This is a genomic window from Mesonia sp. HuA40, assembly GCF_008017835.1.
Classification (GTDB): Bacteria; Bacteroidota; Bacteroidia; order Flavobacteriales; family Flavobacteriaceae; genus Mesonia.
This window is the reverse complement of record NZ_VRLT01000029.1, coordinates 166122-179153: the sequence shown is the minus strand read 5'-3', so window position 1 is coordinate 179153 and position 13032 is coordinate 166122. Positions and strand designations below refer to the sequence as shown.

The following is a 13032-nucleotide window of genomic DNA, read 5'->3' as shown; positions in this document are numbered from 1 at the left end:
TTAGTCTTGTACAATTATTTCTTTGGTATCCTCCTTATTAAATTCTGGTTGAAGATTAAAATGATTAATACCGTATTTTTGGTTCAGTAATACTTTTAGTTTTTCTAATATTTCATTAAAACTTGAAAGCGAAATATCGTGATGAAAATCAAGATGAGCTTCGAGATGAATTTCGGTTTCATTTAGTGACCAAATATGCACGTGATGCATGTTTTTTATTTCGGTTAAACTACAAGCTGTTTTTACTAAATCTTCTGTTCGAATGGATTCTGGGGTAAAGAGCATCAAAATATTAAAAGAGGATTTTAATAAATCATAACCCATTACAATTAAGTAAACTGCAATACCGGCAGTAAGCAAACTATCTATCCAATAAAATCCGTAAAAACGCATTAATAAACCTCCTAATAATACCGCTACAGAAGCTAACATATCAGTTAATAAATGAAGATATGCCGATTTCATATTCATATTTGCTTTACTGTCTTTTTTCATCAGTAAAACACTAAACCCATTACCTAAAATGGCCACTGCGGCCAACACGATTACTATAGTAGAATCTATGCTTTGCGGATTTAAAAATCGATCTATAGATTCTTTTATTAAAAGGATAGAAATAACCATAAGGCTAGCGGCATTAACAAATGCTGCAATAATTTCTGCCCTTTTATACCCGAATGTTTTACTAAAAGAGGCACTTTTTGAAGCCATTTTGTTGGCCCAAAAACTTATAATAAGACTCACCACGTCTGTAAAATTATGTAAAGCATCAGATAATAAAGCGAGGCTACCGCTTATAAGGCCTCCTATAACCTGTGAAATGGTTATGAGTATATTTAAAAAAATAGATATTTTTAAATTCTTACCTGAAAGTTCTGGATGCTTATGATCGTGGTGGTGACTCATATTATTGGCAAGCGATTTTATTTACCCGGTTTTGATGTCTTCCGCCTTCAAATTGAGTACTTAAATAAGTGTCTACCATTTCAATTACTTGCGGTAGACTGGTAAAACGAGCAGGAATACTTAATATATTAGCATCATTATGTGCTCGAGCTAGAGCAACTATTTCTTTAGTCCAACATAAAGCGCATCTCACGTCTGCATGTTTATTAGCGGTCATAGCAGCACCATTACCGCTTCCGCAAATAATTATTCCTAAATCTACCTTTTGCTCACTTACCGATTGAGCAACAGGGTGAATAAAATCTGGATAATCTACACTCTCTTCGTGGTCTGTACCATGATTAATTACTTTTATTCCTTTATTCTCTAAATGCTTAACAATAGCTTTTTTGTATGCCGTACCGGCATGATCGTTTCCAATTGCGATGGTCATAATAAAATTTTGTGTTGTTGATAGAGGCAAAGGTATGAAGTTTTTCAACCAGAATGACTATTTACAGGTGTGTTAATTAAAAATGATAAACACTTCAGCTTAAAGCAATTAATAATTCACCTTTTTTGTTGATAAGTGCTAATATTTTCTTAAAACTTATTTTTGGTTATTCCATTATTATTTCAATATGAGCGTTTAATTATCAAAGTCAAGTAAAGTTATTTATTTTTTAGAAAAAGTTTTAGGCTATAATTTCACACTTATCAACATGTTTTTTCAAAATCTTTAATAAACATTCTATTGTTATTTTACTTATTAACAACTGTTAACAAGTGAGTCGAAAACTATATAAATCAATATTTTACTATTAACAAATGCAAGGAATTTAGTTTAAGTTTTGTGTTTAATGATAATTCAAAAAAATGATATGTAAAATTATACCGCTATTCACAAACAATAATAATCATCATTTTTTTTTAAATTTAAATAAGAAGAAAATAATAATACAATAGAATGTTGATAAGTTGGCTAAAGAGAAAAAGAACCCGAATTAAACTTAAAAAAAAAGAGATAGACTAAAACTACCTATTTAGAAAATGGCATTAATCGAAAAGAAAATACTTAGATAGCCCAAAATAAAAATGAGAATAAATAAGAAAAGATATTTTTTACTTTTAGACATCAAAAATTGATTGTTTATAATGTATACCTCAAAAATACAATTTTTTTGCATTTATTTAACATTGTTAAGAGTTTAACTATTAGTTATTTTTACGTAAAGTTGAGGCATTTAATTGTTTTTTATCTTTGAATACAAAAGTTTATATAAAATATTCTTAGCATTCGTTTATATACTTTACTTTTATCCAAGTAAATAGATACTATGACAAAAAGAAAAAAGAAAAAATCCTCTCAAAATAAAATAAATAATCTATCTCAAAAGATTTTAAGCATTTTGCGTGAACATCCTGAAAAAACTTTTAATTACAAGCAAATTGCGGCTAAGTTAAAGGTAAATGATGCTTCAGGTAGAAATCAAATCATTAAAAAACTCAATCAATTAGCTGGGAAAAAAGATATTCTAGCTGTTGATCGAGGAAAATTTCAAATCAATTTACAGCATAATTATTACCAGGGTGTAGTTGACATGACTTCAAAGGGTGATGCTTATATTGTGCTCGAAAATGAAGACAATGATGTTTTTGTGCCCAATAATCAGCTTAACAAAGCTTTAGATGGAGATTTGGTAAAAATTTATATCTATAACAAAAGAAGAAATAGAAGGAGCGAAGGTGAAGTGGTTGAAATTGTTAAACGCAATAAAACAAAATTTGTAGGTACCTTGACCAAACAAGAGAATTTTGGCTTCGTTGTAGTAAATGATCCTAAAATGTATACCGATATTTTTATAGGCAAAGATCAACTGGATAAAGCAGAAAATGGAATGTTGGTTTTGGTTGAACTTCAAGAATGGAAGAAGAAAGGAGATTCACCACTAGGGAAAATCATAGAAGTTTTGGGTAAACCCGGAGAACACGAAACAGAAATGAAGGGTATTTTAGCCACGAATGATATTGCGTCTGAATTTCCGGAAGAAGTAGAAAGATTTGCACAACAGCTAGATACAAGTATCACCCAACAAGAAATTAGTAAAAGAAGAGATTTACGTGAGGTGCTAACTTTTACTATAGATCCTAAAGATGCCAAAGACTTTGATGATGCTTTGAGTTTTAGAACTCTTGAAAATGGAAATGTAGAAATAGGGATTCATATTGCCGATGTTTCGCATTATGTACAACCCAATACCCCTTTAGATGATGAAGCATACGAAAGGGCTACTTCTATTTATTTAGTTGACCGTGTAATTCCCATGTTACCAGAAATTTTATCAAATAAAGCTTGTTCTTTGCGACCTCACGAGGAAAAATTTACTTTTTCGGCTATTTTTGAACTCAATGCACAAGCCAAAGTAATTAATCAATGGTTCGGAAGAACGGTCACCTATAGCGACGCCCGTTTTGCTTATGAAGAGGCACAGCATATTATTGAAACTAAACAGGCTAATATACCGGCAGAGATTGCAATTGAAGGCGAAAGCTATGAAGCCGATTCAAGGGTGGTGGAAGCGATATTGAGTCTAGACAAATTAGCTAAAATTTTACGTAAAAAACGTATGCAATCGGGTGCGATTTCTTTTGATAAAGTTGAAGTTAAATTCAATTTAGATGAAGATAATGAACCTTTAGGTGTATTTTTCAAAACCGCGAAAGACGCCAATAAATTAATTGAAGAATTCATGTTGTTGGCCAATAAAAAAGTAGCCGAATTTATCGCTAAACAAGAACCAAAGAAAACTTTTATATACCGCTGCCACGATGAACCTAACGATGAAAAATTAGCTTCTTTAGAGACTTTAGTCGCTAAATTTGGTTACAAACTTAATTTGAGTAGTCCTAAAGCTATTTCTAATTCCTTAAACGGATTGCTAGAAGAAGTACAAGGTAAAAAAGAACAAAATCTGGTTGATACGCTTACCATTAGAAGTATGAGTAAGGCTTATTATAGTACAAAAAACATCGGTCACTACGGCTTAGCTTTTGATGCATATAGTCACTTTACTTCCCCTATTAGACGTTACCCAGATATTATGGCACATCGTTTATTGCAGCATTATTTAGATCAAAAACCTAGTCCAGACGATGAAGTTTATGAAGATCGATGCAATCATTGTAGCGACATGGAGAATTTTGCCACACAAGCAGAACGCGATTCAATCAAATATATGCAAGTAAAGTTTATGAAAAACCACCAAGACGAAACCTTTTTAGGCGTTATTTCTGGTGTAACCGAATGGGGTATTTATATTGAAGTACAAGAGAATAAATGTGAAGGAATGGTGCGCTTGCGCGATTTAAATGATGACCACTACGATTATGACCCAGAAAATTTTGCTGTGGTTGGGAGAAATTCTAAAAATGTGTATCAATTAGGAGATGATGTTTTGGTAAAAGTTAAAGAAGCCGATGTAATTAAAAGACATCTTGATTTTCACTTATTAGGTCATGCCGAATCTTAATTCAATTAATATGAAAAATGTAATAGGAGTATTTGTTATTTTATTGTTGGCGACGCTGAATCCTCAAATTCTAAAGGCCCAAAAAAAATTTGAAGTAGATGAATTCAAAGAGATAAAAGTTTTTAGTAAAATTCACGTACAAGTAAAAATAGCAGAAACCAATCGAGTTGAAATAAATGCGGGAAATCCAGATGATATTTCAATATTTGTAGAAGAAGGAGTTTTAAAAATTAAATCGACCTTAAAAAATCTTTGGGAAGATGAGGATATACAAATAGATGTCTATGCTAAAAATCCTGTGATTTTAGATGCTAATGAAGGCGCTTATATCTATGCAGAGAAAATAAATCAGCCAGAGCTGCATCTAAAAGTACAAGAAGGTAGTGAAATAAAAGTAGTAGATGTTGATGTAAAAACTTTAAGATTGAAAGCGGTAACTGGCGGAATTTTAACTGCCAAAGGTTTAGCAGAAGACCAGATAGTTAAAGTAAGAACAGGTGGAGAATATGATGGCCAGGGTTTAATAAGCAAAAAAACTACTGTAGAAATTAATGCTGGAGGATTGGCGCGCGTACATGCCACAGAAGCCTGTGACGCAAAAGCCAGTACTGGAGGTAATATTCTAATTTATGGCAAACCCAAAAGCCTGAATAAAAAGGCAAGCTTTGGCGGAAGCATCTCTTTAAAATAAATCAGTTGCTTACCTTTGTACAAGATAGATGCTTGCAAGTATGATAGATATTATTTTGAAAGCGATACCCTTAGGCTTTTTTTTAGCTTTTTTATTAGGTCCCGTTTTTTTTGTTTTACTCGAAACAGCAGCTTTAAAAGGATTTAGAGCGGCTATATCTTTTGATATAGGCGTAATTGTAGCTGATATTGTCTTTCTATGCATTGCCTATTTTAGTACCAGTAAACTTTTAAATAGTATTAAAGATGATCCTGCTCTTTTTATTTTTGGCGGAGGTATTCTTATTACCTATGGATTAATTACCTATATAAAAGGTAAAAAAGCAGTAAATACACATAATGATAATGAGGTACGCCAATTAAAAAAGAGTGATATTGCTGGGCTTTTTGCAAAAGGATTTCTACTCAACTTTGTAAATATTGGCGTGTTGGGATTTTGGCTGGGATTAATCATAATTTTTGGTCCCCAATTAGATATGCAACCCGATAAATTATTGGTTTTCTTTGCCAGTGTATTATTGAGTTATTTTGTGGTTGATTTGTTAAAGATTCTATTAGCCAAAAGATTGAATCATAAATTAACCCCAAAAAGAATAATTTCTATCAAAAAGATAATAAGTTTACTCATTATAGTTTTTGGGCTGGTTCTGGTGGGTAGAGGTATTTTCCCCGAGGAGCTCAATAGCTTTGAAAAGGATGTTGAATATACTTTACCGCAAGAATAATTAAATGAAAACAAAAAAAGCAACAATTTAAATTGTTGCTTTTTTTTTTGAGGTGCCGAGCGGATTCGAACCGCTGTAGATGGTGTTGCAGACCACTGCCTAGCCACTCGGCCACGGCACCTTATCATTGCAGTGCAAATGTAATGAAAAAAAATCTATAAAAACAAATTATCGTTTAGCCTTTAAAGTGATACTTACCGATGCTACATCACCACCAAGTGGCGGATTTACTTTAGCTACACTTACTTCTGCTTTAGTAACTTGTTTTAAATCAGTAAAAATACGGTCTAAAATACGTTGAGCCACGTGTTCTAATAATTTAGAACGAATGGCCATTTCTTCTTTTACAATTTTGTTTAAATGAACATAATCTACGGTATCGCTAAGTTCATCGCTTAAAGCGGATGGAGCTAAATCTGCTTTCACTTTTAAATCTACTCTATAATCGCTCCCTATTTTACCTTCTTCTGTTAAACACCCGTGATGTGCGTAAACGCGAATGTTATTTAATTTTATAATCCCCACAATATTTTTTTTACGAAGATACAAGCATTTATTTTTTCAACTTATTTTTAAATGAAATTATTCTTTTAAAGAATGTTCTTCCAGTTAGGATGATGTTTTTTTTAGAATATTTGTATTTTAAATTATTTTGGATAATAAATTAGAAGCCATTTTATGAAAATTAATGAGGCGTTAGATAAATTACTTTTTAATAAATTCACATTTATATTTTATTTAATTTAATTATAACACCATTTAATTTATATGGATTATATGTTTTTATAAAAGATCAAGAATATAGTCATTACCATATAATCGATTGGATAATATTTACAATAGTAATGCTTATATTAATACTATATCCAATAGCCTATTACAAAAGATCTAAAACAATCGAATAGCTTACCTCAATATCTTTGGGTTTAATTAAACTATCAACTACCAATAGGTAATCTACAAGTAATTTAGTTCCAAAATATAATCGGTCTAAAACAAGTGAAGGCATTAAAGACTAAATTTTTAAAATACTTTCATGAGAACAATCTAGTACGTTTTAATTTTTGATAACTTTGCTACTTATCATTTTAAAGATTATGACAGAAGAAAAAAAATCATTGAATTTCATAGAGCAAATCATAGAAGAAGATCTTCAAAACGGATATAAAAAGGAGGAGTTAAAATTTCGTTTTCCACCTGAGCCAAATGGTTATCTTCACATAGGTCATGCCTCATCCATCAATCTAAATTTTGGGTTAGGTTTACGTTACAATGCACCCGTAAATCTACGGTTTGATGATACCAATCCCATTAAAGAAGAAAGCGCTTATGTAAATGCCATAAGAAAAGATGTAGAGTGGTTGGGTTTTAAATGGGAAAAGGAATGCTATGCATCAGACTATTTTCAGCAATTGTATGATTGGGCGGTAAAGCTTATTAAGGCCGGTAAAGCTTATGTAGATAGTCAGACATCTGAAGCTATGGCGCAACAAAAAGGAACCCCAACCCAAGCGGGTACTGCGAGTCCATATAGGGAGCGTAGTGTAGAGGAGAATTTAGAACTTTTTGAAGCCATGAAAAATGGTAAAACCAAAGAGGGCGAGCACGTATTACGCGCTAAAATAGATATGGCTAGTCCAAATATGCTTATGCGCGATCCCGTTATGTACAGAACACTACATAAACCACACCACCGTACTGGAGATGCTTGGAAGATTTATCCTATGTACGATTGGGCGCATGGTGAAAGCGATTTTATAGAAGAAATTTCGCATTCTTTTTGTACGCTTGAGTTTCTTCCGCACAGAGAATTATACAATTGGTTCTTACAACAAATCAGTACAACCAATGATTTTGTACCAAAGCAGAGAGAATTTGCTCGTAGAAATTTAAGTCATACAGTAGTAAGTAAGCGTAAATTAGCCCAATTGGTAGAAAAGGGTATTGTTACGGCCTGGGATGATCCTCGTATGCCTACTATTTCTGGTTTGCGTCGTCGCGGATATACACCTAACTCCATTCGAAAATTTGCCGAAACTATAGGAGTAGGTAAGCGCGAAAATGTAATTGATATGAGCCATTTAGAATTTTGCGCTCGAGAAGATCTTAACAAAACCGCAACTCGTGTAATGGGTGTTCTAGATCCTTTGAAATTAGTTATTACCAACTATGATGAAGCGAAAGAAGAATGGTTAGAAACAGAGAATAATCCAGAAGATGAACAAGCAGGAACACGTACTATACCTTTTTCTCGTGAAATTTACATCGAAAAGGAAGATTTTAGAGAAGAAGCTAACCGTAAATTCTTTAGGTTAAAATTGGGCAAAGAAGTGCGTTTAAAAAGTGCTTACATCATTCAGGCCAACGAAGCAATTAAAGACGAGAATGGAGAAATTGTAGAGGTGCATTGTACGTATGATCCAAAAAGTAGAAGCGGTAGCGGTACGCCAGAATCAAAACGAAAGGTTAAAGGTACTTTACATTGGGTTTCTATAGAACATGCGGTACCAGCCGAAATTCGATTGTATGATAGACTTTTTACCGATGCCACTCCAGATGCTCATAAAGAAAAAGACTTTTTAGAATTTATAAATCCTAAGTCTTTAGAGAAAATTACGGGATATGTAGAGCCGGCGCTTCAAAAGGCAAAAGAACTAGAGCATTATCAATTTCAACGCATAGGTTATTTTTGTGTTGATCAAGATAGTTCAGAAAACCAATTGATTTTTAATAAAACGGTTGGTTTACGAGACTCTTGGGCTAAGATTGATAAGTAAATAATTTATAATAAATTTTAAACTATTAACCCATCATTAACACATAAATGATGGGTTTTCTGTTAAATTTGAGCAATTATAAATTTTAAATCTAATCATCATGGCAAATACAGGAAATACCATTTTAGCATTACTTACAGGAGCAGCGATAGGAGCAGGCTTAGGTTTACTTTACGCACCAGATAAAGGGGTAAACACCCGTAAAAAGATAAATAAAGAGGCCAAAAAAGCTAAAGCAAAACTAGATAAGCAATTAGAGGAAACTTCTAAGAATTTAAGTGAATCTGCTCAAAAAGCTAAAACTAATTTTGAAACTCGCCTAGAAGAAACATTGTCTTCTGCTAGTTATAAAGCCGATGATATTTTGGTTGCTATGGAAGCTAAATTAGAAGAATTGCGCAAAAAAAATGCTCAGCTTCAAAAAGAAGTAGGAGGTAAAAAAGCCAACGCCTAATTATGGGGGTAAACCATTTATCTGATCATATTAATGAACTCAACGAAAATATTAAGAATTATATAGAGAGCCAGATTGCTTACTATAAATTAGATATTTTTAAAAAAATGAGTAGAACATCCGCTATGCTGGTTAAATTGCTGGTGGTAGGTGGTATTGGTCTACTTTTTTTATCTTTTTTCTCTGTGGCTGTAGCTATACTAATTGGAGAAAGTATGGGTGCTCTAAGTCTTGGTTATTTTATTGTTGCGGCTTTTTACGCCCTTGTGGTACTTTATTTTCTAACCCTAGGAAAAAACCTCTTTGATAAATTGATTCTTAAAAAATTATCTAAAGAGTTTTTTAATGACGATAATTTAAAACAAACAGTTGATCAAGCATTAGAAAAGGAATTGAGTCAAACTAACGAAAAAGAGCTATGAGAATTTATACCGATTATAATCAAATAGACGAGGATCTTAAAATTTTAAAATTACAGACACAGATTGATAAAGAAAAAGTTAAGCTCAGTGTCAACGAAATTAAAGAAGATCTTTCACCCGTATCTTTGGTTACTTCTTTATTCTCTGCGGTAGTTAAAAGAGCTTTTATTATAAAGGCGGCTAGTAAACTTTTAGGTAGATAGGCTGATCCGTTAAAATAAGAAAAAACCGATTGAAAATTTTCAATCGGTTTTTTTTTGAGATTTAATTTTCGTTGTCTTGATTTTTATCTCGTTTTTTATTGGTAATCCCTTTGGCTTTATTCTGTTCCTTCATTTTTTCACCAATTTGGTTCGAGGCTACAAAAGAAGCAATCATATTATTTAACATATCGCTACCTGCTTGAGGTGAATTAGGTAATAAAATCAAGTTGGTATTGGTTTCACCACCTATAGATTGTAAGGTATCATAATGTTGAGTAACCACAATCAAAGCCGAAGCTTCTTGCGAATTTATTCCTACATTATTTAGCACGTCTACAGACTCCTCTAAACCACGTGCTATCTCTCTTCTTTGATCGGCTATACCTTGACCTTGCAAACGTTTACTTTCGGCCTCTGCGCGTGCCTTAGCAACAATTTTAATTCTATCAGCTTCAGCTTCATACTCAGCTGCTACCTTTTCGCGTTCAGAAGCGTTAATACGGTTCATAGCCTCTTTTACTTTAACATCAGGATCAATATCGGTTACTAAGGTTTTAATGATATCATAACCATATTCAACCATAGCATCATTTAGTTCACCTTTTACGGCAATGGCAATATCATCTTTTCTTTCAAAAACATCGTCTAACTTCATCTTTGGTACCTCTGCACGCACTACATCAAAAACATAAGAAGTGATTTGATTTTGCGGATTTTCTAACTTATAGAAGGCATCATAAACTCTATCGCGTATAACTTGAAATTGTACCGATATTTTTAATAATACAAAAACATCATCTTTTGTTTTGGTTTCTACAATTACATCTAGCTGCTGTATTTTTAAATTAATTCTTCCTGCAATTCTATCAATTACAGGTATTTTTATTTGTAAACCAGAGTTTCTTACGCTCAAAAATTTACCAAAACGTTCAACAATTGCAGCGCTTTGTTGTTTTACGGTGAATATTCCGGAAATAAGAATTATTAATCCGAAAAAGAATAAAAAGCCTAGTAAAAATGTTCCCATTGTAATAATTTTTTAATTTAGTTAAATATAAGTTTATTTTCTTTTACTTTAACCTATGAAAAAATTTTTATTTGCCTTTTTCTTGTTTTCTTCAGCAGTGTTTTATAGTCAAGAAAACATAGAAAAACCAAAAGATTCAATCTCCCAATCTACCGATAAATTAGGACTTAAAATTGGTTTAAATTACTTTGGTTTACAGGGAAATCAATTTGAAACCCAAGACGAGCTCGGCTTTAATGTAGGACTTATTTTTAAAACTGATCTAAGTGAACATGCAGGATTTCTTTATGGAATTGATATTTACAAACAATATTTTTCTGTAGAAGCTATTGATCTTTTAGGAAGGAAAGAAAACGTAAAAAACGAATTTTTAGCAGGTCAAATACATTTTTCTTTTAACTACAGTTTAATAGCCAACCACTTAAGTATTTTTGCAGGTCCAGCAGTACAGTTCAACTCAAAATTAGATTATGACAACCGCTACAAAAATCATCAATTGGTTGCTCAACCCAGCTTAAGTATTACAGAATTTAAAGAAGTTAATCGTTTTAATTTTATCGCTCAAGGCGGAATTATGATGGGATTAAAAAACATACAAGTGTTTCTCAATTACCAATATGGTCTTTCCAATTTTATGGCTCCAAGCAAAGACCAACAAAACCCTGATAAGGATTTTAAAGCCAACGGGAGTACTATTACTGCAGGCTTAGTATTTTTCATTAATTAAATAGCTCCTTTAAAAAACTTGATTCAGTTTTTTAAAAGAGCTATGAGAATAGAGTAGTAGGAATTTATTTTAGTTGTTGAATAGCAAATTGAATGCGATCAATAGCTTCTTCTTTTCCTATAAAAGCCAAAATATGGAATACTTCTGGACCCATCATATCTCCCACTAGGCTTAAGCGTAAAGGTTGCATAATCTTTCCAAAGCCAATGCCTTTATCAGTAATGAATGCCTTTATTTCAGTTTGTAATTCTTCTTGTTTTTCTGCCTCTGTTCTTTTCAATAACTCAATAAGCTCTTGCATCAAAACAGGTGTATCTTGTTTCCAAGCCTTTTTAGAAGCTTTTGCGTTAAATTCGACTGGAGCCTGAAAATAATAATGACTTAAGTCCCAAAAATCTTGAACAAAAGTAGCGCGTTCTTTTACTTCATTGACTACATTTTCAATCGTAGACAAATCGGCTTCAATTCCTTTTTGCAAGAGTATTCTTTGAAAATCTTCAGCTAATTTTTCAGTAGTTTGTTTTTGTAAGTAATGATGCTGAAACCATTTGGCTTTATCTGGATCAAATTTGGCACCAGACTTAGATACGTGAGATAAACTAAAGGCTTTAACCAATTCTTCTAGTTGGTATAATTCTTTTTCAGAACCTTCACCTTCATTCCAACCTAAAAAGGCCAGCATATTTATTACCGCTTCTGGTAAATAACCATCTTCACGATAGCCATTAAAATACTCACCGGTTTTAGGGTCTTTCCAACGTAACGGAAATACGGGGAATCCCATTTTGTCTCCATCGCGTTTACTCAATTTCCCCTTACCTGTAGGTTTTAAAATTAAAGGTAAATGAGCAAATTTAGGAGCTTTCCAACCAAAAGCTCGGTATAATAATACGTGAAGCGCTAAAGACGGTAACCATTCTTCACCACGAATTACATGTGTAATTTGCATTAAATAATCATCTACAATATTGGCGAGATGGTAGGTGGGCATGCCATCACTTTTAAAAAGTACTTTATCGTCTAATACTTTTGTATTTACTTGTATCTCTCCGCGAATTTCATCGGTTAGCTGTAAGGTTTCATCCTCTGGTGTTTTAAACCGAATTACATAAGGATCGCCCGCTTCTAATTTTTGCCGAACTTCGTCGGCTGGCATAGAAAGCGAATTTTTGAGTGATTGTCTATTGCTCCAATTATAAATGAAGGTTTCTTTTTTTGACTCGGCTATCGCTCTCGCTTCGGTTAATTCTTCGGCAGTGTCAAAAGCGTAATACGCCTTATTTTGTTGTATTAAAAGCTCGGCATATTCCTTGTACATCGATTTGCGTTCGCTTTGGCGGTAGGGACCAACATTTTTTTCTTTTTTAGGCCCTTCGTCATAAGGAATGTTGAGCCAATTCAATGCCTCAATAATATAGTCTTCTGCGCCAGGTACAAATCTATTTTGATCGGTATCTTCTATGCGTAATATGAATTCACCTTGGTGTTTTTTAGCAAATAAATAGTTATATAGTGCCGTTCGCACACCGCCAATATGTAAAGGGCCTGTTGGGCTGGGTGCAAATCTTACTCTTACGTGGTTTGACATAGCT

The 13032-nt window shown here is 32.9% G+C and carries 14 protein-coding genes and 1 tRNA gene; 8 read left to right on the top strand and 7 right to left on the bottom strand.

The window, feature by feature from the left end; translation table 11 throughout:
• On the bottom strand, positions 1–906 hold the full coding sequence (locus FT993_RS07090; protein ID WP_147861845.1) for a cation diffusion facilitator family transporter: 906 nt from the start codon (positions 904–906) through the stop codon (positions 1–3).
• 1 nt (position 907) lies between these two features.
• Complete coding sequence (gene rpiB, locus FT993_RS07085; protein ID WP_147861844.1) at positions 908–1339, bottom strand: ribose 5-phosphate isomerase B; 432 nt, start codon at positions 1337–1339, stop codon at positions 908–910.
• 883 nt (positions 1340–2222) lie between these two features.
• Between rpiB and rnr the strand changes: the two genes are divergently transcribed.
• From rnr to FT993_RS07070, 3 genes are read left to right on the top strand one after another with little or no spacing between them, the layout of a single operon-like run.
• Entirely contained in the window at positions 2223–4415 is a 2193-nt protein-coding gene (gene rnr, locus FT993_RS07080; protein WP_147861843.1) for a ribonuclease R, read from the top strand.
• 10 nt (positions 4416–4425) lie between these two features.
• Positions 4426–5106 (top strand): head GIN domain-containing protein, encoded by a 681-nt coding sequence (locus FT993_RS07075; RefSeq protein ID WP_187240775.1) that lies wholly within the window; start codon positions 4426–4428, stop codon positions 5104–5106.
• A 40-nt stretch (positions 5107–5146) separates the two neighbouring features.
• Positions 5147–5830, top strand: a complete 684-nt coding sequence (locus FT993_RS07070; RefSeq protein ID WP_147861841.1) for a LysE family translocator — start codon at positions 5147–5149, stop codon at positions 5828–5830.
• Positions 5831–5880: 50 nt separating this feature from the next.
• On the opposite strand, the gene FT993_RS07065 is transcribed toward FT993_RS07070, so the two are convergent.
• From FT993_RS07065 to FT993_RS12510, 3 genes are all read right to left on the bottom strand, one after another.
• Positions 5881–5951 (bottom strand) — tRNA-Cys (locus tag FT993_RS07065).
• Positions 5952–5998: 47 nt separating this feature from the next.
• Positions 5999–6355: a dihydroneopterin aldolase gene (gene folB / locus FT993_RS07060; protein ID WP_147861840.1), complete on the bottom strand. Its 357-nt coding sequence runs from the start codon at positions 6353–6355 to the stop codon at positions 5999–6001.
• A 352-nt stretch (positions 6356–6707) separates the two neighbouring features.
• Positions 6708–6839: a hypothetical protein gene (locus FT993_RS12510; RefSeq protein ID WP_255504442.1), complete on the bottom strand. Its 132-nt coding sequence runs from the start codon at positions 6837–6839 to the stop codon at positions 6708–6710.
• A gap of 88 nt (positions 6840–6927) precedes the next feature.
• On the opposite strand from FT993_RS12510, the gene FT993_RS07055 reads away from it, so the two are divergent.
• The 4 genes from FT993_RS07055 to FT993_RS07040 all read left to right on the top strand — a co-directional run bounded on the left by FT993_RS07055 (position 6928) and on the right by FT993_RS07040 (position 9686).
• Entirely contained in the window at positions 6928–8607 is a 1680-nt protein-coding gene (locus tag FT993_RS07055; protein ID WP_147861839.1) for a glutamine--tRNA ligase/YqeY domain fusion protein, read from the top strand.
• 100 nt (positions 8608–8707) lie between these two features.
• Entirely contained in the window at positions 8708–9061 is a 354-nt protein-coding gene (locus tag FT993_RS07050) for a YtxH domain-containing protein (protein ID WP_147861838.1), read from the top strand.
• Positions 9062–9063: 2 nt separating this feature from the next.
• A complete protein-coding gene (locus tag FT993_RS07045) occupies positions 9064–9483 on the top strand; it encodes a phage holin family protein (RefSeq protein ID WP_147861837.1) in 420 nt (139 codons plus the stop codon).
• Positions 9480–9686, top strand: a complete 207-nt coding sequence (locus tag FT993_RS07040) for a DUF6327 family protein (RefSeq protein WP_147861836.1) — start codon at positions 9480–9482, stop codon at positions 9684–9686. Before FT993_RS07045 ends, FT993_RS07040 begins: the two co-directional genes overlap by 4 nt.
• 61 nt (positions 9687–9747) lie before the next feature.
• Here the strand turns inward: FT993_RS07040 and FT993_RS07035 are convergent, their stop codons facing one another.
• Complete coding sequence (locus FT993_RS07035) at positions 9748–10713, bottom strand: SPFH domain-containing protein (RefSeq protein ID WP_147861835.1); 966 nt, start codon at positions 10711–10713, stop codon at positions 9748–9750.
• A 55-nt stretch (positions 10714–10768) separates the two neighbouring features.
• Between FT993_RS07035 and FT993_RS07030 the strand changes: the two genes are divergently transcribed.
• Complete coding sequence (locus FT993_RS07030) at positions 10769–11440, top strand: hypothetical protein (RefSeq protein WP_147861834.1); 672 nt, start codon at positions 10769–10771, stop codon at positions 11438–11440.
• Between the two features lie 64 nt (positions 11441–11504).
• Here the strand turns inward: FT993_RS07030 and gltX are convergent, their stop codons facing one another.
• The gene (gltX, locus tag FT993_RS07025) at positions 11505–13028 is read right to left on the bottom strand and encodes a glutamate--tRNA ligase (protein ID WP_147861833.1); all 1524 of its coding nucleotides are present in this window, start codon (positions 13026–13028) and stop codon (positions 11505–11507) included.
• Between the last annotated feature and the right edge of the window lie 4 nt (positions 13029–13032).

Bases quoted from the DNA above. Each gene is read 5' to 3' on its own strand.
- FT993_RS07090 (WP_147861845.1), bottom strand. From the start codon at position 906: ATGAGTCACCACCACGATCATAAGCATCCAGAACTTTCAGGTAAGAAT.
- rpiB (WP_147861844.1), bottom strand. From the start codon at position 1,339: ATGACCATCGCAATTGGAAACGATCATGCCGGTACGGCATACAAAAAA.
- rnr (WP_147861843.1), top strand. From the start codon at position 2,223: ATGACAAAAAGAAAAAAGAAAAAATCCTCTCAAAATAAAATAAATAAT.
- FT993_RS07075 (WP_187240775.1), top strand. From the start codon at position 4,426: ATGAAAAATGTAATAGGAGTATTTGTTATTTTATTGTTGGCGACGCTG.
- FT993_RS07070 (WP_147861841.1), top strand. From the start codon at position 5,147: ATGATAGATATTATTTTGAAAGCGATACCCTTAGGCTTTTTTTTAGCT.
- FT993_RS12510 (WP_255504442.1), bottom strand. From the start codon at position 6,839: ATGCCTTCACTTGTTTTAGACCGATTATATTTTGGAACTAAATTACTT.
- FT993_RS07055 (WP_147861839.1), top strand. From the start codon at position 6,928: ATGACAGAAGAAAAAAAATCATTGAATTTCATAGAGCAAATCATAGAA.
- FT993_RS07050 (WP_147861838.1), top strand. From the start codon at position 8,708: ATGGCAAATACAGGAAATACCATTTTAGCATTACTTACAGGAGCAGCG.
- FT993_RS07045 (WP_147861837.1), top strand. From the start codon at position 9,064: ATGGGGGTAAACCATTTATCTGATCATATTAATGAACTCAACGAAAAT.
- FT993_RS07040 (WP_147861836.1), top strand. From the start codon at position 9,480: ATGAGAATTTATACCGATTATAATCAAATAGACGAGGATCTTAAAATT.
- FT993_RS07035 (WP_147861835.1), bottom strand. From the start codon at position 10,713: ATGGGAACATTTTTACTAGGCTTTTTATTCTTTTTCGGATTAATAATT.
- FT993_RS07030 (WP_147861834.1), top strand. From the start codon at position 10,769: ATGAAAAAATTTTTATTTGCCTTTTTCTTGTTTTCTTCAGCAGTGTTT.
- gltX (WP_147861833.1), bottom strand. From the start codon at position 13,028: ATGTCAAACCACGTAAGAGTAAGATTTGCACCCAGCCCAACAGGCCCT.